Below are 25,948 nucleotides of genomic sequence, written 5' to 3'. Positions count from 1 at the left end.
TGCCAAGCACGGTATCGCTTCAACGATCAGCCCGGTGTTCAAGCTTCGTCCAAAGTAGCGTAAAACTGAGCAATGATCTTGTCATGGCCCCCTTAAGGGAAGCCGCGGTATGCCACGCGTCGACAAAGCGGGAGTCCATCTGAGGATTCATTCCTCACCCTTTTTATTATGATCTGACGATTCGTGCCGAACCTCCCCGCAACTGCCGCAATGCCGAGCCTTTTGGCCAGCTCTGCCCGAGTTGCCAGACCGCCAGACCAGCAAGAGCACGCTTCCGAAATAGGCGACCTGAAAAAACAGCGCACAAGCCAGCGTTGTGAAGGTTGCCGCGCGGATGGAATGTAAGATGAAGTAGACCGTTAGAGCGTTGGCGCACAGGACCAGCCCCAGGACGCCACAAAAAATTCTAAAGGGCAACGCCGTTCTCCTCGTTGTGTCTCATCAGTTCAATGCAGCGATCCTGTCGCCGCCGATGGTCTGGCAGCTCTTTGGGCAGACGCGGGCGCAGCCCCCCAGCGTTCGCAGCGGCCCCTTGATCGACGATCATGATCATGCGATTGAGTGCGCCACGGCGAGTGCGCGTGCGTGCAGATTGGCTCCGAAGAGCTCCGCGAATTTGCGCGTTTGCTGCGACTTTCTCCCAATTGGCATCAGGATAGGCGACCAGGGGGCAGAGCTTCGAACAGCATCGGCACTACTCCGGTACCAGTCACAGAGCCAAAAACAGCGGCAATGGCGGCTTCTTAACGATCCATCTCGTCACGCCACCGAAGATCCGATCACGCACTCGGCGGCGGCCATAGGCGCCCATGACTATCATGTCGGCAGACGTGTCGACCGCGTGCTGCGCGAGTACCGTGGCCACCGGTTGGCCGGCACTCGGCAACCGGTCGATCGCCACCCGAACACCGTGCCGAGCGAGATAGGCAACGATGCCGGCTTCTGGCTCGAGGCCGTTTCCGTTGCAGCTCGCCTCCGGATCGAGTACTGCGAGACGAACTTCCTCCGCACCGGATAGGAGATCCAGCGCTTCGCGAACCGCCCGGGACGCCTGGACTCGCGAATTCCAGCCGACCAGCACGCGCCGTGGCCTCAGAGTCGCCTCAGCGCCCTTCGGCGCAACAAGAAGCACCGGTTTTCCTGTTTCGAACAAGCTGCCGTCGATGACACGACGTCCGAGATCATCATCGTTGAGAAATGCAGGGCCGACGATTGTGAGGTCGGCGCAGAGCGCCCGCTGTCGCACCACGTCACCGATGTTGGCCTGATCGCCATAGTCGGTATCGACGTCATAAGAAAGCCGCATGCCTCTCAACAGAGTCCGGACTTCCCTAGACCGTTTTTGCAGTCTGGCCATGTCGTTTGAAAATCGCTCGATTTGCCAGGACTGTTTTTCCAGTCTGTCCATGTCCTGTGAAAGTCTCCCGATTTGCCAGGACCGTTTTTCCAGTCTGTCCAATGCGCGTTGTTCAGGCCACGCGGGGATGCAATCGCATAGCGGCCGCGGCCACATGAGGAGCGGCGGAGGCGACATAATCAGTACGGAAAGATGTGCGCCGATCTCGGCACACAGATTGGCAACTAGTCTGACGTCCTGATCGGAGTGGTCAGCTCCCGTCACACTGAGCACAGTTTTGAAAGGCATCTGACTGCTTCTTTCTGAGTATGTCGGGCTGCAAGCGCGTTCGAAGCCCGCTGGTCTCGCGCTCAGCACGACGGAGATGGGGAGGTGGTATCGGTTACCAATTCAGCCTCCGGTTCGGCGTCCGGCTCCTCGAGCGAGTAGCCGGCCGACCTGATGGTCCGAATGACGCTGCCGGGCGAGGCCCTCTTCAGCGCCTTTCTGATCCGACTGATATGGACATCGACCGTGCGTTCCCCGATGTGGATATTTTCCGGCCAGGCCGCGGCGATCAACTCGTCTCGTCTGAAGACCTTGCCGGGAGTCTCGAGCAAAAGCCGCAGCAGTTTGAACTCGATCGGTCCGAGGTGTATCTCGTGGCCGTTACCGCGGACTCGGTGGGCATCGACCTTCATCTCAAGGCCGCCACAGCAGAGCCAGCTGCCGTTTGCAATCCCGTTTGAACCCGGCTTCGCCAGCGCCAGCTTCGCCCGTAGATAGTCGAGCAGCTTCGCTGGTGCGATTGGCCGCACAAAGCTCTCGTCGATGCCTGCCTTCAAGAGATCGAAATGCTGGTCCTCGGCGCCGGGCGCGATCAGGGCAATAACGGGCAGGCCGCCGGTCCGGGGCTCCCCTTTGAGCTGGGCACAGATGGTCGACCCTGTCGCGCTTGCCGGCTGGCAGTCCAGCACCACGGCCTTAGGCTCCCGTTCATTGGCCAATGCAAGCGCCTCCTCCACGCCGCCGGCCAGTTCAATCGTGAAGCCATCCACCTCGAGGATGTGGCTGTGGACCAGATAGAACTCCGGATCTTGCGAACAGATCAGGACCAGTGGCTTCATCAGCACTGCCTTGCGTCAAAACGAAAATTCGGCATCGGCCGCGTCGGTTGATTGAATGCGCCGTCGAAGTCGTCGCCCTCGCCGGCGCAGAGCGCCGAGGATTCACCCGCATCATCCATCCCGTGAAGGTCCATGACCTCGCGCCAACAGATCTTGAAGCAGCGGCCGCAACCGATGCAGGTCTTCGCATTGGGAGCGGTCGCATATTCCGGGCTCCATCCGGAGGCGTCGCGGGTCACGAAGCCGCTCATAGTGAATCCTCCAATGCAGCGAGCTCTCTCCTTGCAGCGTCCAACTCGGCAAAAATGTCGAATGTTTTCCCGGCGACTGCCTTGATCTCGGTCCAGTTGACTGGAAGGTCCTCGGCGAGGTCGTGCAGTTCCATCTTCGCAGCTCCCGCGTGCGACTGAAGTTTGCGGACCTTCCGTTGCAGCGCTTCAAGGTCTGACATGATCTCCTTTCCCGAGGCCCGGTTCCATCACGCTCGTGCGACTTCGGGATAGGCTTCGATGGCTGCGATCGCAGCGTCGACCAGTTTCGTATCGGCCTCGGCGAGCTGCTGGAATGTCTCGAAGCCGAACCGGTGAACGTCGCGCAAGGTCTTCGACAGAACGACCAACCGTCCTGCCGTGAAAACCACGCGCCCGAAGCCCTCAGGACTCAGCTTGATAATCGGCGATGCCATCAGGCCGCATCGCTCCTCGATCGCAAGCCCGACGGCGGCGTAAAAGATCTCGAGCCTCCACAGCACGTCCGGATCGGGATCGCCAATGATCGGGATCGCACGCCGCTGTTCCTTGGTGATGATGAAGTCGGCGAGAAGCTCGGCATCTGGTTTGCCTTCCCATGATCCGTATGAATCCTGAGCACGGATCAGCCTCACGAGGCATTTGACGAACGGGGTGGCGAGGGCCGCCTCGTTCTCGTTGACAGCGGAAGTAACTGTGGCATCAGACATTCGTCTTCTCCTCATTTCAGCCCTCGTCCTCGAACGATCGTTTCTTTCCGGCGGCGCCTGTTTCCGCCAGCAGCTTGCGCAGCCATGGCGGAGGAGCCTTCCTGAGCATCGCCTGAGTGCGCGATAGTACGTCTTCGATGGATTCAGGCTGCGGCACTTTGATCGGAAGGATTCTCGCCGAAACGAGTTTGGCTGCCGAAGGCCCGCCAATTGCCAAACAAAACAGGAGGTGACAGTCCTTCAACGCCTCCACCTTGGGCGTGATGCGATCATCGCCCTCGGTCCGATGCTTCCCACTCTCATCGGAAACGTCGTCGAAGGCCACGGCTTCCACGAACTTCGAATCGTCACGCGTCACGTCATAGACGGCAAAGCGCCTGGCCGACCCGAAATGCGCATTGAGGCCCTCCAGGTCTTGCGTGGCGATTGCTATGCGCAATGCGCCGGCTTGCGGTCCTGGCGTCGGTGCGTGAACCTCGTCAGTGACGAGCGAGAGGCGACGAACGGAGCTCATCTGGCGTTTCTCGGTTACTGAATGGATCTAGGAGATCAGGCGTCGGCGCGTGCTGGCTGGCTTCGAAGATGTTGGCCACCTCGAAGATCAGGTCGCGGGTCCCCTGATAAAGGATTGTGAGCTTGTGCTGGCTGCCCAGCCGGTCAAAGACCGGGAAGCCGACGCGCATGAGCGGAATGCCAAGGCGCTCGGCCGCCTGGCGTCCGTGCGAATGGGTGACGAGAAGATCAGCGCTGGCGGCAAGACGTTCGAGATCGCCGAGATCGCCGACCTGGATCGATTGTGCCGGCACTTTCTGGAGAATTTTCGACCTGTCGGTCGTGGTGACGGCCGCCGCAATTTCGGAGCCCATGCCGTTGAAGAAGCTCGCGAGCTGGTAGAGCTGGTCCGGTTCGGCAGCGATGGCAATTTTCTTGCCGCCGAAATGAAAATGTCCGTCGAGCAAAGCGTCCTGCAATTGCGCCCGCTGACGGCGCACCTTCGCCGGCGCCGCCGCGCCCGAAATCACCGTGAGCAGCGAGACGAACCGGTCGACGCTCTTCAACCCAGTCAGCGACTGGAACAGCACGTAAGGCACGCCGGTCAGCCTGTGCAGCACCTCCGCTGGGCGACGCATATGCTCGCCGACGGCGATGCATTGCACCGCCGTGCCAAGCTCACGAATATCGTCGATGCTGGTGCCGCCATAGGTGGTCGGGACCCAGCCGTCGGGCACCGTGCCGTCGAGCGAGCCGGAGACGTCCGGCAGGATCACCGGTTCGAGCCCAAAGGCTTCCACCATCTCACGCAAATGCTCGAGATCAGCCACAGTGAAATTCCAGTCGGGCAGGATCGCAATTTTTTTCTTCTGCTTCTTCTTTGGCTTCCGCGCCCGCACGCCGGGCCGTGTAATCCCTTCGATCATCGCAGTGACAGCCTTGGCCCAGCCCTCTTCGATCGCGCCGTCGAAATCCGGCGTGCTGGCCAGCACCACCTCCGTACCCGCGAGTTCTTCCGCCCGCTTCAGCTTGATGGCGGCGATCTCGCCTGCGCAATCTTCGCCACGGGTTTCCACCAGCGCGGTCGTGCAGACCCCGATCAGCTTTGGCTTTGTGCGGGTCTTAAGGTTGAGGATCGCCTCTTCCAGATGGTCCGCCCCGCCAAGGATCGTCGCCACTTCGTCCATCGCCGTGGTCTGCAAGGGGATCGTCTCCTTGAAGTGCCGCACGAAGAGCACGAGCGCCAAGCTGGTGCAGCCTTGGCTGCCGTGGAACAGCGGCACAGCACCCTCGACGCCGAGAAAGGCGAAGGCCGCACCGAGCGGCTGCGACGACTTCAGCGGATTGACCGCCGCCGATTTGGTCTGGGAAAGGATGCGGACCATCGGCCTCAACACCCGCCTAAGTCGGCGTCCATCGTGCCGACGAGTTTCTTGAAAGCGTGCACAGCCCCGGTCTCGCACTTCGTGCTTGGCAGTTCGCAATCCCATGGCGCCGGCTCCCGCACCTGGCGCCAGATCGGGTTGTGAATGGCGAGGTCGATCTGGCGCACGAGTGCCACCATGCCGTCATAGCCGGCATAAGGGTGCTGCCGCTCCTGGTTGATATCGAGCCAGGGCATCTTGGCCTTCAGCGCGATGAACTGCGTGCGCCCGCCCGACAGCATGATGTCGGCCTTGTGTTCTGAGAGCATGGCGTAAAGCTCGCGCGGCGCCATCGAGTCGAACATATGGTTCTCGTCCTTGAGTATCTGCTTGATGCGCTCCTTGTCTTCGAGCGTCGATTTCTTGACTGAGGTGCCGACGATCTCCATGCCGGTCTCCACCAGCGCGTGGACGACCGACCATGACTTCACACCGCCTGTGTTGAGCAGCACGCGCTTGCCTTGCAGCCGCGGCCGATAGGCCGCGAGGCTCTTCCACGCGATCGCCTCCTCTTCCGCGATCAACGCCTCCGTTCGGTCGAGCAGTTCCGGATCGGCGCCCTTCTCCACGAGTAGCCCTGCGAGCTGACGTAGCGCCTCCGAGGTGTCGGTGATGCCGTAGAAGGAGCCCTCGAAGAAAGGGACGTCCCAGCGCTCCTCCATCTTGCGGGCGAGATTGATGAGCGCGGTCGAGCACACCATCATAGCCGCCCGAGCGCGGTGCGATGAGGCAACGTCGAGGTAGCGAGCGTCGCCCGGAATGCAGGCGCGCACCCGGATGCCGAGCCGATCAAGGAGCGGCTTCACCAGCCAGAACTCACCGGACAGGTTGAATTCGCCAAGGATGTTGATGTCGTAGGGGCCGGAATCGTCGGGCTCCACCGTGCCGATGACGTGATCGAGCAACGCCTCGCCGGCGAGTTTGTTGCCGAGGTTTTTGGAGCCGACGAAGCCCGGCGCATTGATCGGCACCACCGGCAAGCCGAATTTTTCCCTCGCCCGCTTGCACACTGCCTCTATATCGTCGCCGATCAGCGCCGTCACGCAGGTCGAATAGACGAAGATCGCCGGCGGCGCATAGGCCTCCTTGATCTCGCGGATGGCTTTGAAAAGCTTCCGCTCCCCCTGCCCCATTACCACGTCGAGTTCGGTGAGGTCGGTCGTGAAGCTTGTGCGCCACAGCGTTGGCCCGGACGACGCCGTGCCGCGATTGTCCCAGGAATTGCCCTCGCAGGCGAGCGGCGCATGGATCAGATGCGCGACGTCTGTGATCGGCTGCAGCACGATCTTGGCGCCGTCGAACGCACAGCCTCCGGCCGCCGCGCCCGGGGTGAGCGGCTTCGAGCAGCCCTTCCTGCGCGCCTTGGCGTCCTTGCCCTGGTTCTTCTCGCAGGCAGGCTCGTTGAAGACGTGCTGGATTTTGGCATTGAGCGAGGACATTGCCGGTCTCCGTCGAAAAGCGGCCGGCTCCGGTGGGAAGCCAGCCGCCCGCTCTCAGCGGGTGAGGTCGTATGAAAAGTCCGTCACGCCCGTCTCGCCCGTCTCGCGATCGAGCGTGTCGAAGATCTTGTCGAGGATCGTCGTCAGCACGCGCAGGCCGCCTTGGTAGCCCATAAGCGGGAAGCGGTGATGATGGTGCCGGTCGAAGATCGGGAACATCAACCGGATCAGCGGAGTGCCAGTGTCGCGTTCCAGATACTTGCCGTAGGAATTGCCGATCAGGAGATCCACCGGCTCGGTGAACAGCAGCGAGCGCAACGCCCACAGGTCCTTGCCCGCCCAGACCTGCGCATCCTTGCCGAAGGGCGAGGAGGCGAGCAGTTCCTTCATCTCGGCTTGCCAGGCACTGGTGCCGTTGGTGGCCAGGCAGTGGGTCGGCTCGCCGCCGGTCTCCATGATGAAGCGGGCCATGGCGTAGACGAAGTCCGGATCGCCGTAGATCGCGTATTTCTTTCCGTGCAGCCAGGACTGGCTGTCGGCCATGGCGTCGACCAGGCGGCCGCGCTCGAGACGGATCTCCTCCGGAATCTCCCTGCCGCAGATCTCCGAAACCTTCATCAGGAATTCGTCGGTCGCCTGGATACCGAGCGGGTAATGGAATGACGCGGTCGCCTGCCCGACTTCCCTGCAATATTCCAGCGTCTTGCGGGTGTTGTAGTGCTGCAGCGAGATCGTGACCTCGGCATCCAGCGCCGCCTTTACGTCCTCGATCCTGGTGCCGCCGTCATACATCCGGTACTCGCCGTCCGACGGCGTGTCGTACTGGTCGGAGGCGTCCTGGATGAAGGTGTAGGACACGTCCATCAGGTCGAGCAGGCGCTTGAGCTCGCGATTGTTGCCGACGCAGAAGCCGTCGAAGCCAGGGATGATGTTGATGTTGGCTGCGGCCTCGACGCGCTCCTTGCCGTTCCAGAAATGCTCCAGGACGCCCTTGACCATGCTGTCATAGCCGTCGACATGGCTGCCGACGAAGGCCGGAGTGTGGGCGAAGGGCACGTCGAAGTCGTGCGGCACGGAGCCTTCCTCCCTGGCGTTCTCGATGAAGCTGTGCAGGTCGTCGCCGATCACCTCCGCCATGCAGGTGGTCGAGACCGCGATCATCTTCGGGTCGTAGAGGCTGTAGGTGTTGGCGAGCCCGTCGATCATATTCTTGAGGCCGCCGAACACCGCCGCGTCCTCGGTCATTGACGAGGAGACCGCCGAGGACGGCTCCTTGAAATGGCGCGACAGGTGCGAGCGGTAATAGGCCACACAGCCCTGGCTGCCGTGGACGAAAGACATCGTCCGCTCGAAGCCGGCGGCGGCGAACACGGCGCCGAGCGGCTGGCAGGCCTTGGCGGGGTTCACGACCAGCGCTTGGCGGGCGAGGTTTTTTTTGCGGTAATCCCAGCTCTTGGTGAATTCGCGCTGATCCGTAACGACCTGGTCCGGATGCGGGCATTCGAAATTGATCTTCTTCTCGGCAAGCATCTGCCTGTATTCCGGCTCGCGGAACAGGGGGGCATGGTCAAGAACTTTTTCGGCCGACTGCGGCATTGGTGGTCACCTTTTTCCAGCTGCGGCGCACTCCGGCGGCACAGGGACATCGAGACGTTGAAGGGACTGCCGCGGGCATAGGGCCGCGGGCGCTCATCGGCCTCCCCGCCTGGGCGGAGAGGCCAGCTTCTCATTCGGCGGCGATCGCCGCCGGCGGTGCGGCCTTCTTCCAGGGGGCATCGTAGAGGGCCCAGACCGGATTGTTGATGGCCAGATCCATGTCGCGCGCGAAGATGGCGAAGCCGTCATAGCCGTGATACGGGCCGGAATAGTCCCAGGAGTGCATCTGACGGAACGGGATGCCCATCTTCTGCACCGGGTACTTCTCCTTGATGCCGGAGCCGACGAGATCGGGGCGAACCCCCTCGATGAATTTCTCCAACTCGTAACCGGTCACGTCATCGTAGATCAGCGTACCGTTCTTCACGTAATGGCCGGTGCGCTGATAGTCGTCATTGTGGCCGAACTCGTAGCCGGTGCCGACGATCGCCATGCCAAGGTCCTCGTAGGCCGTGATGACGTGACGGGGGCGCAAGCCGCCAACGTAGAGCATCACCGTCTTGCCTTCGAGGCGCGGCCGGTACTTGGCATTGACCGCGTCAACAAAGGGTCTGTACTTGGCGATGACCTTTTCGGTCTTCTCCTCGATTTCAGGCCCAAAATGCTGAGCTATCTTGCGCAGAGAGGCTTCGATCTGGGAGGGGCCGAAGAAGTTGTATTCCATCCAGGGTATGCCGTATTTTTCCTCCATGTGCCGGCAGATGTAGTTCATCGACCGGTAGCAATGGATGAGATTGAGCTTGGCCTTCGGCGCGCGCTCTATCTCGGCGAGCGTAGCGTCGCCCGACCAGTTGGCGACCACGCGCAGCCCCACTTCCTCCAGCAGGATGCGCGAGGCCCAGGCGTCGCCGCCGATATTGTAGTCGCCGATGACGTTGACGTCGTAAGGGCCGGCCTCGAACTCGACCTCCTTGTTCTCGAATACCCAGTCGCGGATCGCGTCGTTGGCGATGTGGTGGCCGAGCGATTGCGAGACGCCGCGGAAGCCCTCGCAACGCACCGGCACGATCGTCTTTCCGTGCTCTTTGGCCTTGTTGCGGGAAACTGCTTCGGTGTCGTCGCCAATCAGGCCGATCGGGCATTCGGATTGCACGGTGAGGCCCTTGTTCAGCGGAAACAGTTCCTCGATCTCGTCGATGATCTGTTCCAGCTTTTTGTCGCCGCCGAAAACAATGTCCTTCTCCTGGAAGTCGGAAGTGAACTGCATTGTCACGAACGTGTCGATGCCGGTCATCCCGACGTAGTAGTTGCGGCGCTGCGACCAGGAGTATTGCCCGCAGCCGACCGGGCCGTGCGAGATGTGGACCATATCCTTGACCGGCCCCCATACCACGCCCTTTGAGCCGGCATAGGCGCAACCGCGGATCGTCATCACGCCCGGAATGGACTTGATGTTCGATTTGACGTCGCATTCGGAAAGGACCTCGTTCTCCTCGCCAGCCTCGTCCCCGCTCTTTGCGACGCTGAGGTGCTTCTTGCGGCGCTTCGCCGCCTTGTCTGGATATTGCGAGAGCACCTCCTCGATAAGCTTCGCATGGAGAGCGCCGTCGTTCTCGTATTCCAGGCTCATGGGACCCCTTTCCAGGTTGTTGAGTGACGCCTCACCGACGAGACGCGGTTCTCGTAAAGCGCGCCGCCCGGTGAGGGCGGCGCCACGTATTGGCAGCGGCGGTTACTGGGCCGCCGCCTTCGCCACTTCCTTGGCCTGGAGCTCGGCAAGCATCTGCTCGTCGGTCTTCATGATGCCGAAGTCGAGCAGCATGTCCTCCAGCTCCTCCATGGTGATCGGGGTGGGGATGGTGCCCTGGCCCGAATTGGCATGGATCTTCTCGGCCAGCGCGCGGTATTCCCCCGCCTGCTTGGAGTCCGGCGCATACTGGATCACTGACATCTTCCTGAGCTCGGCGTGCTGGACGATGTTGTCGCGCGGCACGAAGTGGATGAGCTTGGAATTGAGCCGGGAAGCCAGGGCTTCGGCCAGGTCAAGCTCGCGGTCGGTTTGGCGCTCGTTGCAGATCAGGCCGCCGAGACGCACGCCGCCCGAATGGGCATATTTAAGGATGCCCTTGGCGATGTTGTTGGCGGCATAGAGTGCCATCATCTCGCCGGACATGACGATGTAGATTTCCTGGGCCTTGTTCTCGCGGATCGGCATCGCGAAGCCGCCGCACACTACGTCCCCAAGCACGTCGTAGGAGACATAGTCGACATCGTCATAGGCGCCGTTCTCCTCCAGGAAATTGATGGAGGTGATGACGCCGCGGCCGGCGCAGCCGACCCCCGGCTCGGGCCCGCCGGATTCCACACACTTGATGCCTTTGTAGCCGACCTTGAGCACGTCCTGGAGTTCGAGATCCTCCACCGAACCTTCCTGTGCCGCAAGGTGGAGGACCGTATCCTGCGCCTTCGCGTTAAGGATCAGGCGGGTGGAGTCGGCTTTGGGGTCGCAGCCGACTATGAGGATCCTTTGCCCGAGGTCGACAAGGGCGGCGAGCGTGTTTTGGGACGTCGTCGACTTGCCGATGCCCCCCTTGCCGTAGAATGCGATCTGACGCAGACCTGACATGTAGCTTTCCTTCTTTTGTTCCATTCGCGGCTGCCCGCGACATGAATGCCGGCCGGCAGCTCTCGCCGCCTCGCACCTAAGGGGTTCAAGACGCGTGCCATTTGGCTGAGGGAGTCGAAGAAGAAATTTATTGAAGGTTTTCGGTGCTTAATCCGAGGCAACAAGAGACTGGCTAAGCAAGCCGTGTGTAGCGGACCCGACAAAGACGACACACGGTGGCGGATTCCATTCCTTGCGACCGCTATTGACGGCGCCGGATACAACTGGCCCGCCCCCAATCAGGTGATCCGTGCTTGGTCTTTGCGCTTCGGCTGGGTGGCCGGCGAAGCTGGTCCGGGTTTGCGAGCCGGCCACAGGATTGCATCTGGTGCCGGGGGTCTGCAGTCCGAACACGGTCGCACCGTGTTATAGCGCTGCCGCATCCTTTTGAGCGGGCAGACAGCAGGCGAAGATCTATTAAGGCACTCGCCCTAAGAACGATTTCTTCACTAAGATTCGGCGCTAGTAAGGACGTCGTCCCCAGATAAGGTCGCCAAGGACTGCTGTCGTTGTTGGCTCGCGTCGATCCGAACGAAGCGTCATGAAATGCCGAAGCGAACAACGGGGCTAATACGAGAGCATAACCGCAGGCGCAGAGAACGTCGATGCGTTCATCCCGTTCGAACTGCCGCCTGCGCGCCCGGCACTCTTTAATCGCCGATGCGACCATTGTGACAGCGGCCGCCAGCCTCCAATCCGATCACTTCTATCTCGTTACCCAAGGCTTGAAGGAAGTCGTGGAGTGCCTCCGGTTCACTCGGAACCTGGGCCTCCTTCACGATCTTTCCATGTTCGCACGCTGATCACGCAGACCGCGAACTGGCGAGAGATACGTCCAAGCCTGCAAAAGCTTCATGTCACGCGGCGGTGCTTGAGTGCCCGGCAGCTCAGCGGCCAGGCAAATTTGTCGGGCACTCGTCGTGCCCAGCCTCGCATCGAGCGAACAGCGAACTAGGCATGGCCGAGGAGCGGCCAATGCACCTCGCGCCGATCAAAGCGAAGCATCGAAAATCAGCGCAAGGCGAACTCGGGCCGCAGAACTTTAGTCGCAGCAGTCACATTCATCAATTTCGACTTGTTGCTTCTTGACGTCTTGTTGGTGAGGCCGACAATGCGCCTGTTGAGACGACTGGACGATACGCGGTTGCCGCTGGACCACCGGTGCCGGCGATCATTCCGCCATATCGTCAAGCCAAGAGGGCTCGGCTCACTTCTGGGCGCAGGAGTTCAGTATCGGCGTCATTGCCTTCACATGCTCGTCGATCCGCTCGAGCACTTTTTTCGCGACAACGTCGCGCTCAGGCAGATGCCACCAGTGCTCGTTGACGAGTTCGACGGTCTCGACCACTGCCTTCAAGACCGCCGGCTCCGGAAGCTTTGCACGGTTCGCAAATGCTTTCCATCGCGGTGCTGCTAGCGCCTTGAACGAGCGCTCCCCTCCAAGCGACAGCGCCATGGCGTCCGCGGGAAGATATGGCACGGTCGACAGTAGGTCGTAGATTGGTGAAAGCGCCGGCTTGTAGCCGTTTCCGGGATAGATCAACGACCAGTTCTTCAGGTGCATGTCGCCATTGCCGGTGATGACAGTCAGCGCCAAGCGGCGGACGAATTCGAGCGCCGCCGTAGGCGAGACGGCCATGCCAAGAGCCGAGGCGATGTCATGGTAAGCAGCGCCCTCGTATTTGCGCGAGGGATAGACACCGAAGACCTGAGCGAAATCCTCAATGTGAATCCTGTCCCCATCGGTCCCGCGATCGAAACGTTTGACGAGAAGGACCTTGCCCTCCGACAGCGTGTTGAATTCCTCGGGAATGCCCTCAAAATCGGACTTCTCGACCAGTTCGCATTCAGGCACCTCCATGCCGATTGCTGCAGCTAGCGCTAGGTTGGCGAATTCGTTCTCGGAAACGCTCGGAAACAGCGCCGAAGGGAACTTGGCGATGTAGCGGCCTTGCTCGTCGTCCATCGGCAAGGTCAGGCCGCCGCCCTTTCCAGTGTCCTTCATGACTGACAGCTTCATCTGCACACCGGCAAGTGAGAACCGAGCCTTGGGCTCATCCTTTGAAGCATCCTGCGGCACCGCAATTGCGCCGTCACTGGGCAATGCGCGTACGGCTCCCGGCAGATCGGCGCCCAGCGCCGCCAAGAGATCGAAATCATTGCCTGGGCGCACATTGCCTTGGTGGTGCTTTTCCATCGCCTCGCGCAATTTCTCCTCGGGCAGGAGGTTCGCGAAGAAAGCGGGCAACGCGCCCGCCAGAGGCTTCGAATCTTTTCGCAACCCTCCCGTCGCTGCCCGGAACGACAGGCTGAAAACTGGAAAGCCGCCGGTAGCGCGGTAAGCCTCATCGAAATTGAATGCATTAAAATCGCCGGGCGTCCTAACGATTGTGCCGACCTTCAGTGCGTTCAGGAGCACGTCCAGCGACGGGATCGCCTTAGGTGCGCGGAAGACGGGAGCCATGATCGTCATCGTCAGGTTGAGAAACAAAGGCAGGTCGATCGTCATCGTCGTGCGGACGCAATAGAGCCTGGACAGCGGGGACCATAAATTGCGGAACCAGCATCATTTCCAGACCGAGCGCGCGAGCGACATTCATCAGCGTCGTCGCACGCGCTGCTGCGGTTCCCTTTTCAATGTCGCGGTAGCGGGGACGGGATATACCCGCCAAATCAGCGACCTGCTCCTGCGTCATGGCACTGGCCAGCCTCGCTTGCCTAAAAAGGCCGCCGATTTCACGCAGAACTTCTGATTCTGAGTTCCTCATGATCCCTATAAGTATCATTGCAATGCACGATGTTACGCAAACGTGCCTCGACCAGCGGCCCAAGTCAAGACTTTGATGATCTGCTCGCGTATCGTTGTCGACAATAATGATATGCAAACAGATCAATGCTACTTTGGGCCCTCCCTGGGCTTTTGGTTAGCCCGCCGCCCGGCGCAGGTGCTCAACGCGCGGGCCGGGCTCTTCTTGACCACGCGCTTGCGCGCCGGCTGACGCTAGCGCTTCGTCGAGATAGGGGAGGCGAGCTCGACAGGCGTGACCTTGGCCGTCTGGATCGGCCCGCCGGTAAGGCTCTCGACTCTTTGATTTCGATGAGCCGCAGCCCGTCGCCTGACGAACGGTCGACAACCAACCCGCAGCCTCCGCTATACATTCGTCATCGAGTTCGTTGGCGTCGCATCACTGACCAAGGTCCAGCCGCCGTCCACGTATAGGATCGAGCCGTTGACGTATGAAGCATTAGACGAAGCGAGGAAGAACACTGCATCAGCGACATCCTCCGGCTGTCCCATCCGGCCCATCGGGATGCGCCGCCTGATCGCCGTCGCGTCAATGCGGCCGTCCTGGGCCAACTGAGCAACGTTAGGCGTGCGAATGTAGCCAGCAGCGACGGTTGCGGTCCGAATGCCGACCGGCCCGAGTTCGGCCGCCATGCAGCGGGTCAGCGTGTCCATCGCCACCTTCGCGGCACGGTCGGCATGGCGCGGCGTGAACGGCAGAACGTTGTTGATCGGCCCGAGATTGACGATCACGCCGCCGGGGCACATCGCTTTGATCCTCGCGTGCGTAGGTGAGATTAATATCCAGGACCCGTTCGATCTGATCTGGCAGTGGTTCGATCCGCGGCACGAAAGTGTCAGGCAGAGCAGCACTGTTGACGAGGACATCGATGCGACCGTGGCGCCCCCGCAGCTCCTCGAACAGCGCCACTACCTCATTTTCGACGGCCAGGTCCACGGATGTCGCCAGGTGCTTGCCGTCGAGAAATCCAGCAAGCTCTGCCGCTGCAGCGCCATGTCTATCAGCAATCACGACGGTATCGCCGTTCGCGCCAAAGCGGCGCACGAGGGCCGCGCCTATGCCGTTTGCGCCACCCATGACGAGCACGATTCGCGCATCGGTACGTTCGGCCGAACGGGCGAGTTCGGCTGGAGGCGTTCCGTGCACCGGCGGGTGCGCATCTCCCGGCCGGTTGAATGATATCCAGCCGCCGTCGACGGCCAGTACGGATCCGGTGATGTAACGCGCCTGAGTGCTGGCCAGAAAACGCACGGCCCGGGCAATCTCGTCGGGTCGCGCCATGCGCCCCATCGGCACGCGGCGGCGCACCGCCTCGAGGTCCAGTTTGCCCGCGCGTTCCAATTCCGCGACCATCGGCGTGTGCACGTAGCCCGGCGCTGCTGCCGTCACGCGGATCCCGCGAGGAGCCCACTCGTGGGCAAGCAACTTGGTCAACGAGATCAGGCCCGCTCTCGTGGTTGCGTAGGCGTTGTGCTTGGGATTGCCAACTGCGCCCGCCGGCGAGGCGAGGTTGACGATGACGCCACCCGGCTGCATCCGCCGGGTTCGTGGACTGCGCCATCCGCCTGTGGATCCTGGGGAGACACTTCGATGCCGCAGATGCCCCCTTCGCAGTAGGACGAGCACGCTGGTAGGACAGAGGCTGCGCTCCGGCCTTCCAGCACGCGGCGCCATCGCTCCACCCCAACTAAACTCGTCCGACTTTCGGGTTGAGGACGCCCGATTTCGCCCGCGGAGCGGGTGTAGGGTCGATTTCCAGCGCACGTTCGGGGCAGGATCGCGCGCCTCGTGACGCAAGCGGTTGCTTCCCAACCGAAATCTCAAGGTCACCGGGTAGGATGTAGCCCTCATCATCAAGCACGAAAATGTGCGGCGCTTGCGCCCAGCAGCGCGCGTGACCCTGGCATTTGGGATTGTGGACGATGATGCGCATAGCGCTGCCTCCATTCTCTTTATGCGGCTCGGGGCGGCCTTGGTCAGGACCAGTCCAGGATCAGATTTTCGATCCCGAACACATGGCCGCCAGAGGTAATGGGAGCCGTGCCTTCCTTGATCCGGAAGGACGGGATGCGCGCCAGCCACTCCTCGAGACCGATAACGATCTCCCGCCGGGCAAGGTGCGAGCCAAGGCAGCGGTGAGGACCATAGCCGAAGGCGGCGTGGCGGTTGTCCGGTCGCGCCAGATCGATCGTGTTGGGGGATTCGAACTCCGCCGGGTCACGATTGGCAATCATCGTGGCACAGGAAACATAATCCCCCTTACGGATCGGGGCGCCTTCGAAGTCTATGTCTTTCTTCGCCACGCGAATCATTTGCACGGTCGGATAGGCGCGCAATAATTCTTCGGCGGCAACCACGATCCGGTCCGGTTCGCTCCGCAGCCATTGCTGGTCCTTTGGGTTGCGCGCGAGATAGGCCAAGTCGAACCCTATCGCGGCTGCAACTGTGTCGAGTCCGGCGACGAACAGAAGTACGCCGATCCCACGGACCTCCTCGTGGGTCAGCCGGCGGCCCTCGACCTGTGCTTGCACGACGAAGGTCATGAAATCGTCGGCCGGTTCTTTGCGTCGAACGGCTGCAAGTTCGTCGATGAACGCCACAATAGTACGGGCCGCAGCTGGTCGTTTCACATTGTCGCCGTGGAGCAGATCGTTCGCCCAGCCGACAAATGTATCGAGTCGGTGATCCGGTAGTCCCAGAAAGCGAAGGACGATGTTGACCGCGAAAGGAAAGGCAAAATCCTTCATGACGTCGCAGCTTGTGCCCGATGCGGCGATCCACTCAGTCAGAGTGATTGCCCGCTCGCGGACAGCCGCCCTTGGGCGAAAGCAGCGGATTGAGCAGCGAGCGAAACACGCTATGGGCCGGTGGATCGAGTTCAAGCGGAATCATCGGCCAGTTTTCGCCCAGCGCGGAGGCGAAGATGCTGCGATGGCTGGAAAAGGTTTCGGCATCCTGCAGCATCCTGCGCTGATCTCTGGCGCGAGTGATGACCCAGGTGCCCCGGCCATCGCGCGTGTTGAAGGGGGAATAAAAGATCGGCGGCCCGGCATGGACACAGGCGACAGAGAGGTGGACCCGCCTTGCGAGACAGTTTGGCGGCTTGGCTAAGGTGGATCGGGTTTGTTTTTACGCCGCCAGTTGCTCCGTCATGTCCGCGATAGCATAGGCCTCGTCGGGTGTTCTGCCGTCGAAGGTCGAGTGCGGGCGTCGCCGGTTGTAGTAGTCGATCCATGAACCGATGCCGTTGCGGGCTTCGCTTCCCGTCTCGAATGCGCTGAGGAACACGCACTCGTATTTGAGGCTGCGCCACAACCTCTCGATGAAGACGTTGTCCATCCAGCGGCCGCGCCCGTCCATGGAGATACGGATGCCGGCGTCCTTGAGCGTCGTTGTGAAGGCGAAGCTGGTGAACTGGCTTCCCTGATCGGTGTTGAAGATGTCGGGCCTGCCATGACGGGCGATCGCTTCTTCGAGAGCGGCGACGCAGAAGTCGGCATCCATGGTGTTCGATAGCCGCCAGGCCAGCACCTTGCGGCTGAACCAGTCCATGATGGCGACGAGATAGAGGAAGCCGCGCCGCATCGGGAGTGGAGTAAGAAGCGCTGCTGCGCTTCTCCTCCCCGAACCGTACGTGCACCTTTCAGCGCATACGGGCCTCTATTCAATCTTGGCCCATGGCCATAGCAACATCATGATAGTTTGAGGTGACGGTGCTGCGAGATTCGATCCGGAAGATGTATGGATTGATCTCCGGGTTCCGCCATCGGAACTGCGCCTTGGGACTCGATACCATTCGGCGCAGCGCTTTGCCGACACGGTTTCCGCGTTCACTTCGTCCGTAGACGAGCCAGGTTTTTGCCTTGCCCGCATCCGGCGCTCGATACCAGCTCCGCATCAATGGTTTGATGCGTGACCGATATTTTCGCGCCAGCCAATGCGCCAGTTTCCAGAACACGACATGGTCGATGTGCCGGAAGGTGCGTGCTGTGAAGTCGGTGAACTTGTATGTAGGGTCTGGGGACATCATTTCAGCTGGGCCAGAGCGGTGTCTAGCCGGAAATCGGCAACCCTGATGCGCTCGCGGCTGCCGTCGTAGGCCGTCTCAACAGCTTCGCCGAGAGGAGTCTTGTCGAGGAGTTCGCACACACGGTCGATGGGTGACATGCCGCCCAGCGCGGTGTGCGGCCGGTGCCAATTCCAGTGATGCTGCCACTCAGATAGCTTCGCCTCGATCTCCGGATCCTTCGGATTAACCGTGTCCCAGAATTCTTCCCGATCAGCGCGGTGCGTCCGCTCGATCTTGCCGTTCAGATGGGGCGACCGGGGCGGGATCGGCCGAAACTTGATGGCCCAATCCATCAAGCGCTGCTGAACCGCCTCGGCGAAGAATTCACGACCGCGATCGGTTTGGATCCGCTGGATCGGAAACGGCATCTCCTCGATGACCCGCTCCAGAAAGTCGAGGGTGTTGGCGCCCGTGGCGCGGCTGTAGACGCCGAGCACCTTGTAGCGGCTGCAATCGTCGATCGCGGTATACTGATAGACGCCTGGCCTGATCTTGCAGACGTCCATTTGGACACGGTCTCCGGGGATGGGGCGGCTGTAGCGTCGTTCGCCCTTGCGCCACCGTCGCGGCCGCTTCAGCACCTGCTCGCCATGGCGGACGAGCGTCCGATGGATGGTGTCGAGTGACAGCGTCAGGTCGTGCTGCCGGATCAGCTCGTTGCGCAGTTGCTTGACCCCGAGCCGCCGCTCTCGGCGCAGCAATAGGATAAGTGCTTCCTGGTCGGCAAAGACCTTCTGGGTCGCCAGACGATGTGGGCGTCGGCTGTGATCGACAAGGCCAGCCTCGCCATCCGCTTGGTAGCGGCGCCACCACTTGCGCAGGGTGGGTCGGGAGATGCCGCAGCGGCGGCACACCAGTCCGGCATCCCCGGTCTTGGCATAAAGCTCGACCCACGCGAGACGTGCCTTTGTCAGATCCATAGCTTTCCTCGCCTCTTAAGCTGTGGACCTGTGGACAGCGCTCCTGCGCTGCCCACAGGTCCACAGCAGCAACAGGATCAGCATCGCATCGCAGAGGCTCATCTGACGATCGGAAAGTTGAAACGATGTCGTCGGACCTCACAACTTGTAGAAGGCCGCCCATCCCGCCAGTTGGCGGTTCAGGCGGTCCACCATGTCGACCTTGCCAACATCATGATTTGCCGGAAAGGGTCTCGGTCAGTTTGCGAACAAACGCCTTGGCCTTTTCCTTGGGTATCGTCGTGACGACGGACATTCGTCCGCCCGACCCTCGCTTGCGAATGATCCGATGCCCCAGAAAGACGAACCCGTCATCGACGTGGGTGATATGGGTCTTTTCCATATTCAACGTCAGCTTCAGGCGGTCTTCCAGAAAGGCCCGGCATTCCTCGCGGATTTCCTCGGCATGGACCTTCGTCCCTTTGACGATGACAACGAAGTCATCGGCATAGCGACAATAGGCAATCGCAGGTTTCCATTGCCGGTTCTCTCGACCCGTTATGGGGCGTCCCTGCTGAATGCCAAAGTTCCATGCCCAGCGATCCTTGCGGGCTTTCCGGTTCAGATATTTCGCCTCCAGCCACGCATCAAACTCGTGAAGCATGATGTTGGACAGGAGCGGCGACAGCACGCCGCCTTGCGGAACACCCTCGCTGGACGCCATAAACAGACCACGATCGAGGTGGCCTGCCTTCAGGATTCGCCAGAGTAGATCGACAAACCGTCCGTCCTGCACCCGTCGTCGCACGCATCGAAGAAGCAACCGGTGATGAACGGTGTCGAAGTAGCTTGCCAGATCACCTTCGATGATCCAGCGGCCCTTCGTGCCGCCGCCATCCTGTAGCTGTATCTTCACGGTACGAACGGCATGGTGCACGCTGCGTTCCGGCCGGAAGCCATAGGACAGGCGATGGAAGTCGCTTTCCCAGATCGGCTCCATGGCCATCAGCATGGCGCGCTGGACAATGCGGTCTGTCAGGGTCGGTATACCCAGTGGTCGTAGCTTGCCATTGGCTTTAGGGATATAGATCCGCTTGACCGGCTTCGGGCGATAGGTGCCCTTCAGCAGGTTCATCCGCAGGTCGGCCAGATGGCGATCCAGCCCGGCCTGCATGCGTTGCTTATCCATTCCGTCAATGCCCGGCGTCTGGGCGCCACTTGACGCCAGAACGATCCGGGCGGCCTCGGCAAGCCATTCCCGATCGGCAATGAGCCGAAGAAGACGATCGAACCGCCGGTTCGGATCGCTTTCAGCCCATGTTGCGAGCTTGTGCTGCATTTCGCTGATTATCAAAGGTCTTCACCTCATTTGGTCAGGTAATTCGCACTCCAAGCAGATTGAACTGTTCCCCTTCGCCATGTGGCAGGCTTTCCCTGCCGCGGACTACTACGGGAACTCCGCCAGCATGATGGACATCAGGGTCAACTCCCTTGCGACGCGGAACATCGTGGGCATTCCATCATGCCTTCCCTCGTTCATATGCTGGACATTCCACGCACTGGGGAGGTTGCCGGTCGCAGTCCTTGTCCTTGCGTCCCGCAAGTCGATGCCGCTGCCATGGTCTGGCTGTGTTCTTCCCATGGCTCCCTGCAGGCGACCTACATGTACGCCCACATTCGGATGCCGCCGACATACGTCTCCGGCGACCTCATCAGCATTTCGCCTGTTAAGCCGTGTAGGCGAAGGCGACATTTCAGCCCTCGGATGCGGATTAACCGGTTCGTGTTCCTCAACCTTCCAGTGCTACAGCCTCGGGAACCATCTCGGCGTAACGGCTTCGCCTCAATTCCCTTTACCTGCGGGCTACGTCACCCTGCCAGTTGACGACAGGTCACCGCCGCTTGGGCTCATGCCCCCTCACAGCAGGGAGCAGGGCATTCTTCAAATCCTCCTTTCTCAATGCATTCCAGTCATATGCACCCCGGACCATCCGGGACGAGGCGCACTGTAGGTCACGTCGGCGCACCAGACCTGGTCCGGCCTCTCGATGCTCAGATGCCGCAGCAGGTAGGGATAGATGCGGTGCTGCGGATGCGGCTCGCTGGTCTTCGGAGCCTGGTAGATCGGCGACAGACCGATCTTGCGCATGAGCCGGCGGACCCGCTTGCGGCCGACGCACCAGCCCTGGCGACGCAGATGCCGCGCCATCTGCCGCGAGCCATACCAGGGCGTTTCCATGAAGGCCTCGTCAATGAGGCGCATCAATTCCAGGTTTTCGGTCGGCTCGCCAGCGGGCTGACGATAGAACGACGCCCGTGAGATCGAGACCAGTTCGCACTGGCGGCGGATTGAGAGCCGGTTGTGATCGGGATCAATCATCATTCTCCTCCGATCCAGGCTCAGCGATCGAAGGCCTTGGCCAAAAAATCTCGCTCGACAACGAGTTGACCAATCTTGGCGTGCAGTTTCGTCACCTCGGCTTCCCGGTCGACCTGCGCGTCGGAGGCCTTGTCATCGAACACCTTGGCCAGCCTGTCGATGGCCTGCCGTTTCCACTGGGTGATCTGGTTCGGGTGAAGCTGGTGCTTCGTCGCCAACTCCGAAATCGTCCGCTCGCCGCGGATCGCCTCAAGCGCCACCTTGGCCTTGAACGCGGCCGCAAACCGTCTGCGTGTCTTCATACTGGATCGTCCTTTTCATCGGTCGATCCACCTTATGCCCCTGTCTCAGAAACCGGCACCACCTCTCTGGCGTAAAGCTAAAGTCGGAACTGGTGTAGAGGCTGGGAAGTAAACGAGCGGAGGTTTACGCTTCGATGCGAGGCGCTCGCCCGCGCGAAGGCACAGATGGACGAACAGTCCAGGGCGTGCGCGACGAGATAGGTTTGCTGACAATCCACCAGCGTTACGTCGGCCGCTTTTTTCCCGGCACGTCGGTCCTGCATACTCGTGCGCTACGCGCTCTTCGTGCCTTGGCTGTTCGAGGGTCTCGCTGGCATGATCGGACCAGCCGCGCAGCGCTCCTTGCGTGAACACGAGAGACTGCTCGCCGGAGGGCAGAGAGACGCGGGCGAAGCCCAGGTGATTGGCGGCCGTGTCTTTCCAAAGCCCTCAAGCCAACGCCGTCCACTATCTAATTGAAACGCGCAGGGTCGCGGCAACCGCACGGGGATCGTTCAGCAGCATGCATCGCGTCATCATCAGCGGCGTCGGCGTCGTCATCCCCGAGGCCTCGATCACCAATGAGGAACTCGTCGACAGCTTCAACATCTGGATGGACGCGGAGAACGCGCGCCGCGAGATCACCGGCGAAGAGAAGCTGGCGAAATCGGACACCGATTTCATCGTCTATGCGTCGGGGGTGAAGAAGCGCCACGTGCTGGTGCTGGACGGGATTCTCGATCCCGAGCGGATGACGCCGCGCATCCCGCCGCGCGGCGACGACGAATTGTCGGTGATGGCGGAGTTCGGCGTGGCATCGGCGCGGCGGGCGCTCGACGATGCGGGGCTTGGCCCCGAAGACATCGACCTCGTGATCTGCGCGGCCTCGCATCACCAGCGGCCCTATCCGGCGATCGGCATCGAGATCCAGAACGCGCTGGGGATCAAGGGTGCGGCTTTCGACATGGGCCTCGGCTGCTCGTCGGCGGCAGCGGGGCTGCATGTGGCGTCCCCGGGCTGTGGTTCCGGCGTGGTCGTCTGCTCATTCGTGATTCTCCTGTTCCGGCACTCATCCCGATCTCAGGCAGAAATTCCACTTATCACCCTGTCCAATTTTGCCGAGCCACCTCTAGGGTGAGTTGACGGAAGATGACGCTACGCTGAATCCCGGTCGCGCAAAAATCGCCGGCGCTTTCAGGCCGCTGTCAGCTACGGCTGCCACAAGGGCAGCCAATTGGAGCACAGCCAACAGAGGGCCTTTATGAAGACCGTCGTCCCGACCTCAGCACGTTTTCTGAACCTGACCGCCGCCGCCGATCTGCCGGACTCGTCCAAAGATCACGCTCAAATGAGCCTTAGCAGCGTAAAAACGGTTGATCACCCGGCTCGGCGCTGCCCGCCAATGACTTTCGCCCCGCCCCCGCCACCGTCAATGAAACTTCAGCCTGGCTGGCTTCGCAGGACGCTTGCTGCGACCTCGCTCGCCTTGGTGGCGAGCACTCCGGTTCTGGCCGCCACCGATGACGGCAAGGTGACGCACTTCCTGCTTGACAACGGCATGGAGGTGGTCGTCGTCCCCGATCACCGCGCGCCGATCGTCACCCATATGGTGTGGTACAAGGTGGGCAGCGCCGACGAGCCGCTGGGCAAATCAGGCATTGCCCATTTCTTCGAACATCTGATGTTCAAGGCGACGACCGACCACGCCGCAGGCGACCTCGGCCGCGCCGTCTCTGCCATCGGTGGCTGGAGCAATGCCTTTACCTCCAACGACTATACCGCCTATTTCGAGACGGTGGCGCCTTCAGCGTTGGAGCAGATGATGCGCTTCGAGGCCGATCGCATGTTCAACCTCGTCCTCACCGATGATGATATCGAGACCGAGCGCGACGTGGTCCTGGAGGAGCGCCGTTCGAGCGTCGACAACGATCCGCAGGCGGTGCTGCAAGAGGAAATCGACGCGACGCTGTGGCGGAACCATCCCTACCGCATCCCGGTCATCGGCTGGATGCACGAGATGGAGAAGCTGAACCGGACCGACGCCTTCAACTTCTACGAACTATATTATCGGCCCAACAACGCCGTGCTGGTGGTGGCCGGCGATGTCGAGCCGGAGACGGTGAAGGCGCTGGCCGAGAAGACCTATGGTAGATTCCCCCGCGGACCGAACCTGTCGCCGCGCATCCGCCCGGCCGAGCCGGAGCAGAATACCAGGCGCACGGTGACGCTGGCCGACGCGCGCGTTTCGGTGCCCGGCTTTTCCACGCATTGGGTGGTGCCGTCCTATAACACGGCCGAGCCCGGTGAGGCCGAGGCACTCGACCTCCTGGCGGAGATCCTCGGCCGCGGCAATCGCAGCCGCCTCTACCAACAACTGGTGGTGAAACAGGGCCTTGCCGCCGAGGCCGGCGCGTATTTCGAGGGCACCACGCTGGATGCCACCGCCTTCACCATCTACGGCTCGCCGCGCGGCGATGCCAAGCTCGCCGATCTGGAGGCGGCGGCCCATGCAGTGATCGCCCGCATCGTCAAGGACGGTGTGACCGATGACGAGCTGGAAAAGGCCAAGAACCGCTGTGTCCGCTCCCAAATCTTCGCCCGCGACGAGCAGTACCATGTGGCCAATTTGTTTGGCTCCACGCTCGCCACCGGCGGCACCGTGCAGGACGTCCAGGAATGGCCGGACCGCATCCGCAAGGTCACAGCCGACCAGGTGAAGGCCGTCGCCGCCCGCTATCTCGAGCTCGACCATTCGACCACCGGCTATCTCTTGCCAAAAACGGAGAAGTGAGATGATGACGAACCAACATCGCGGCGCCTTTGCACCCGACTTGCCCTCTCCCCTTGTGGCACGGGGGAGCGCCGGCCTGGCCACCCCGCTTGCGACCCTTCTCCTCGCCGTTTCGTTCCTCATCCTGCCGGCGCTCAACGCCTAAGCATCCAGGACGTGAAATCTGAAAAAGGCATCGACGCCTGGCTGGTGGAGGACCATACGGTGCCGATCATCACCATCCAGTTCGCCTTCGACGGCGGCGCCACGCAGGATCCGGCCGGCCAGGAGGGGCTCGCCAATCTGATGACCGGTCTGTTCGCCGAGGGCGCCGGCGATCTCGACAGCGACGCCTTCCAGGTGAAGCTCGAGGATACGGGCGTCGAGATGAGCTTCGAGGCGCAGCGCGATGGCATTTATGGCTCGATGCGCATGCTATCCGAACAGCAGGACGCCGCTTTGGATCTGCTTCGGCTGGCGGTCAACAGGCCGCGCTTTGACCAGGCGCCGATCGACCGCCGCATGACGGTGATCAAGCAGCCGCTCGGCGAATGGCAGCATCGCCAACTGCCCGATCCGCGATGTGGTGCAGAACGTGTCGGGCAGATGGAGCGGGCTGTTACTTATGGCACTAGCCGAGCAACCCTACAGGTTCGGCCAACTACGGCGGCTGGTTCCGGATATCTCGCAACGCATGCTGACACAGACTCTCCGCGACCTGCAGCGCGACCGTTACGTGCATCGCGACGTTTTCCCGACGACGCCGCCGAGCGTCGAATATTCATTGACCGACTCAGGGCGTTCGATCCACGCGGCGATGAAGCACCTGTTTCAGTGGGCCGAGGACAACCACGCCAGCGTGGTCGAGGCACGCCGTGGCTTCGACAAAGAAAAACTCTGATTGGTTGCGCTCCAGACGCGGCACCACTGCGCGAGGGCGGACGGCCGCAATCCGCTCTTCCTCCAGGCCGTTGTCGCGTCAGCGGCAATCTTGAGGAAAATAGGCTTGAGGTTGCCATCGGCAAGCTGGCCGCCTTCCTGGCGTCCGTTCGTGGCGCCATAGCAGCTGACAATTTGGAATAGCGCGATTGGTTCATTGCCGAAGTACCGCAACTGACCAGCACCGAGATCGGCGCGCAATCAGGGTTGCGGACAAAGAACCCTAAGCCACTGCGGCCCGGTGGAAGAAATCGGCCGAAATCTCTCCGTCCAGCACCGCGGAATATTGTCCGGCCTTCCATTTCCGGGATGGCAAACCGCACCCTGCGATCAAGCAGATCCTGCAGGCGCTCCCGGCCGAGCTTTCAACCCGGCAAAGGGCGCTGTGGTTCGTTTCGGCGAATGGCTGGCTTGAAAACAAGATGCCAGCCGAGATCCTCGACGGGGTCGATGACGTGGTGGACGCGGCGTGCCGCGAACATTGCGAGGTTATGGGCTGACATCGTGACATCAACGCTTCCCACGCCACCAATCCATTCCCGCTGATCAACGTCACTTTTTCTCAATGTGACCACCGTCGTCCCTGCACTGCCCCGCGGGATATCTGGCGGGCGCAACCTGATCGGCACGATCCAATGCCGACGAAAGCGTCTCGACATAGGCCGCAAAACGCGATTCACTTGTTTCGGTTCCGTCCTGGAGATTCATAGCTCCCTCCACATGAAGCACGAATTGCCAGTCTGGCAATCAATCGTTAACTAAACTT

At 61.3% G+C, this 25,948-nt stretch carries 20 protein-coding genes and 9 pseudogenes; 4 read left to right on the top strand and 25 right to left on the bottom strand.

The features are described from left to right. Window positions 1-147 precede the first annotated feature (147 nt). The 24 genes and pseudogenes from ABVK50_RS03900 to ABVK50_RS03785 form a co-directional block, all read right to left on the bottom strand. Window positions 148-417: an exopolysaccharide production repressor protein gene (locus ABVK50_RS03900; protein WP_353642745.1), complete on the bottom strand. Its 270-nt coding sequence runs from the start codon at window positions 415-417 to the stop codon at window positions 148-150. A gap of 292 nt (window positions 418-709) precedes the next feature. After that, window positions 710-1,645 (bottom strand): universal stress protein, encoded by a 936-nt coding sequence (locus tag ABVK50_RS03895; protein WP_353642746.1) that lies wholly within the window; start codon window positions 1,643-1,645, stop codon window positions 710-712. A 62-nt stretch (window positions 1,646-1,707) separates the two neighbouring features. Then, window positions 1,708-2,463: a response regulator transcription factor gene (locus ABVK50_RS03890; protein WP_353642747.1), complete on the bottom strand. Its 756-nt coding sequence runs from the start codon at window positions 2,461-2,463 to the stop codon at window positions 1,708-1,710. After that, window positions 2,463-2,702, bottom strand: a complete 240-nt coding sequence (locus ABVK50_RS03885) for a hypothetical protein (protein WP_353642748.1) — start codon at window positions 2,700-2,702, stop codon at window positions 2,463-2,465. The genes ABVK50_RS03890 and ABVK50_RS03885 overlap by 1 nt, the downstream gene beginning before the upstream one ends. A gap of 8 nt (window positions 2,703-2,710) precedes the next feature. Continuing rightward, window positions 2,711-2,914, bottom strand: coding sequence for a CCE_0567 family metalloprotein (locus ABVK50_RS03880; RefSeq protein ID WP_353642749.1), 204 nt, complete (start codon window positions 2,912-2,914; stop codon window positions 2,711-2,713). Between the two features lie 27 nt (window positions 2,915-2,941). After that, window positions 2,942-3,421 (bottom strand): NifX-associated nitrogen fixation protein, encoded by a 480-nt coding sequence (locus ABVK50_RS03875; RefSeq protein WP_353642750.1) that lies wholly within the window; start codon window positions 3,419-3,421, stop codon window positions 2,942-2,944. A gap of 16 nt (window positions 3,422-3,437) precedes the next feature. Continuing rightward, window positions 3,438-3,935 (bottom strand): nitrogen fixation protein NifX, encoded by a 498-nt coding sequence (gene nifX / locus ABVK50_RS03870; protein WP_353642751.1) that lies wholly within the window; start codon window positions 3,933-3,935, stop codon window positions 3,438-3,440. Further along, a complete protein-coding gene (gene nifN, locus ABVK50_RS03865) occupies window positions 3,901-5,298 on the bottom strand; it encodes a nitrogenase iron-molybdenum cofactor biosynthesis protein NifN (RefSeq protein ID WP_353642752.1) in 1,398 nt (465 codons plus the stop codon). The genes nifX and nifN overlap by 35 nt, the downstream gene beginning before the upstream one ends. A gap of 5 nt (window positions 5,299-5,303) precedes the next feature. After that, window positions 5,304-6,776 (bottom strand): nitrogenase iron-molybdenum cofactor biosynthesis protein NifE, encoded by a 1,473-nt coding sequence (gene nifE / locus ABVK50_RS03860; RefSeq protein ID WP_353642753.1) that lies wholly within the window; start codon window positions 6,774-6,776, stop codon window positions 5,304-5,306. A gap of 54 nt (window positions 6,777-6,830) precedes the next feature. Further along, window positions 6,831-8,372: a nitrogenase molybdenum-iron protein subunit beta gene (gene nifK, locus ABVK50_RS03855; protein WP_353642754.1), complete on the bottom strand. Its 1,542-nt coding sequence runs from the start codon at window positions 8,370-8,372 to the stop codon at window positions 6,831-6,833. Window positions 8,373-8,502: 130 nt separating this feature from the next. After that, window positions 8,503-10,002 (bottom strand): nitrogenase molybdenum-iron protein alpha chain, encoded by a 1,500-nt coding sequence (gene nifD / locus ABVK50_RS03850; RefSeq protein WP_353642755.1) that lies wholly within the window; start codon window positions 10,000-10,002, stop codon window positions 8,503-8,505. A gap of 102 nt (window positions 10,003-10,104) precedes the next feature. Beyond that, complete coding sequence (nifH, locus tag ABVK50_RS03845) at window positions 10,105-10,998, bottom strand: nitrogenase iron protein (RefSeq protein ID WP_352818452.1); 894 nt, start codon at window positions 10,996-10,998, stop codon at window positions 10,105-10,107. A gap of 699 nt (window positions 10,999-11,697) precedes the next feature. After that, window positions 11,698-11,876 (bottom strand): annotated as a pseudogene (locus ABVK50_RS03840) (IS110 family transposase); the annotation flags it as partial. Between the two features lie 368 nt (window positions 11,877-12,244). Then, entirely contained in the window at window positions 12,245-13,501 is a 1,257-nt protein-coding gene (locus ABVK50_RS03835) for a HipA domain-containing protein (RefSeq protein ID WP_353642756.1), read from the bottom strand. Beyond that, the gene (locus ABVK50_RS03830; protein WP_353642757.1) at window positions 13,476-13,805 is read right to left on the bottom strand and encodes a helix-turn-helix domain-containing protein; all 330 of its coding nucleotides are present in this window, start codon (window positions 13,803-13,805) and stop codon (window positions 13,476-13,478) included. The genes ABVK50_RS03835 and ABVK50_RS03830 overlap by 26 nt, the downstream gene beginning before the upstream one ends. Window positions 13,806-14,188: 383 nt before the next feature. After that, the gene (locus ABVK50_RS03825; RefSeq protein WP_353647006.1) at window positions 14,189-14,590 is read right to left on the bottom strand and encodes an SDR family oxidoreductase; all 402 of its coding nucleotides are present in this window, start codon (window positions 14,588-14,590) and stop codon (window positions 14,189-14,191) included. Between the two features lie 82 nt (window positions 14,591-14,672). Then, window positions 14,673-15,380: pseudogene (locus ABVK50_RS03820) on the bottom strand (SDR family oxidoreductase); the annotation flags it as partial. A 151-nt stretch (window positions 15,381-15,531) separates the two neighbouring features. Next, a complete protein-coding gene (locus tag ABVK50_RS03815; RefSeq protein ID WP_353642759.1) occupies window positions 15,532-15,777 on the bottom strand; it encodes a ferredoxin in 246 nt (81 codons plus the stop codon). Between the two features lie 43 nt (window positions 15,778-15,820). After that, window positions 15,821-16,913, bottom strand: a pseudogene (locus ABVK50_RS03810) (cytochrome P450); the annotation flags it as partial. A gap of 60 nt (window positions 16,914-16,973) precedes the next feature. Further along, a pseudogene (locus ABVK50_RS03805) lies at window positions 16,974-17,444 on the bottom strand (IS3 family transposase); the annotation flags it as partial. 64 nt (window positions 17,445-17,508) lie between these two features. Next, window positions 17,509-17,874 (bottom strand): hypothetical protein, encoded by a 366-nt coding sequence (locus ABVK50_RS03800; protein ID WP_353642760.1) that lies wholly within the window; start codon window positions 17,872-17,874, stop codon window positions 17,509-17,511. Beyond that, complete coding sequence (locus ABVK50_RS03795; RefSeq protein ID WP_353642761.1) at window positions 17,871-18,833, bottom strand: IS481 family transposase; 963 nt, start codon at window positions 18,831-18,833, stop codon at window positions 17,871-17,873. Before ABVK50_RS03795 ends, ABVK50_RS03800 begins: the two co-directional genes overlap by 4 nt. 144 nt (window positions 18,834-18,977) lie before the next feature. After that, a pseudogene (gene ltrA, locus ABVK50_RS03790) lies at window positions 18,978-20,166 on the bottom strand (group II intron reverse transcriptase/maturase); the annotation flags it as partial. Window positions 20,167-20,820: 654 nt separating this feature from the next. Further along, window positions 20,821-21,494, bottom strand: a pseudogene (locus tag ABVK50_RS03785) (IS3 family transposase); the annotation flags it as partial. 502 nt (window positions 21,495-21,996) lie between these two features. Between ABVK50_RS03785 and ABVK50_RS03780 the strand changes: the two are divergent. The 4 genes and pseudogenes from ABVK50_RS03780 to ABVK50_RS03765 form a co-directional block, all read left to right on the top strand. Then, window positions 21,997-22,482 (top strand): annotated as a pseudogene (locus ABVK50_RS03780) (beta-ketoacyl-ACP synthase III); the annotation flags it as partial. 423 nt (window positions 22,483-22,905) lie between these two features. Beyond that, entirely contained in the window at window positions 22,906-24,264 is a 1,359-nt protein-coding gene (locus ABVK50_RS03775; protein ID WP_353642762.1) for a pitrilysin family protein, read from the top strand. A gap of 4 nt (window positions 24,265-24,268) precedes the next feature. Next, window positions 24,269-24,762, top strand: a pseudogene (locus ABVK50_RS03770) (insulinase family protein); the annotation flags it as partial. Window positions 24,763-24,796: 34 nt separating this feature from the next. Beyond that, a pseudogene (locus ABVK50_RS03765) lies at window positions 24,797-25,144 on the top strand (helix-turn-helix domain-containing protein); the annotation flags it as partial. Between the two features lie 590 nt (window positions 25,145-25,734). Here the strand turns inward: ABVK50_RS03765 and ABVK50_RS03760 are convergent. Continuing rightward, complete coding sequence (locus tag ABVK50_RS03760) at window positions 25,735-25,890, bottom strand: hypothetical protein (RefSeq protein ID WP_353642763.1); 156 nt, start codon at window positions 25,888-25,890, stop codon at window positions 25,735-25,737. Window positions 25,891-25,948 lie beyond the last annotated feature (58 nt).

Origin of the sequence: Mesorhizobium sp. WSM2240 (assembly GCF_040438645.1) — a bacterium.
GTDB lineage: Bacteria > Pseudomonadota > Alphaproteobacteria > Rhizobiales > Rhizobiaceae > Allomesorhizobium.
The sequence above is the reverse complement of the archived record's forward strand: the minus strand, read 5'-3'. Positions and strand labels throughout refer to the sequence as shown.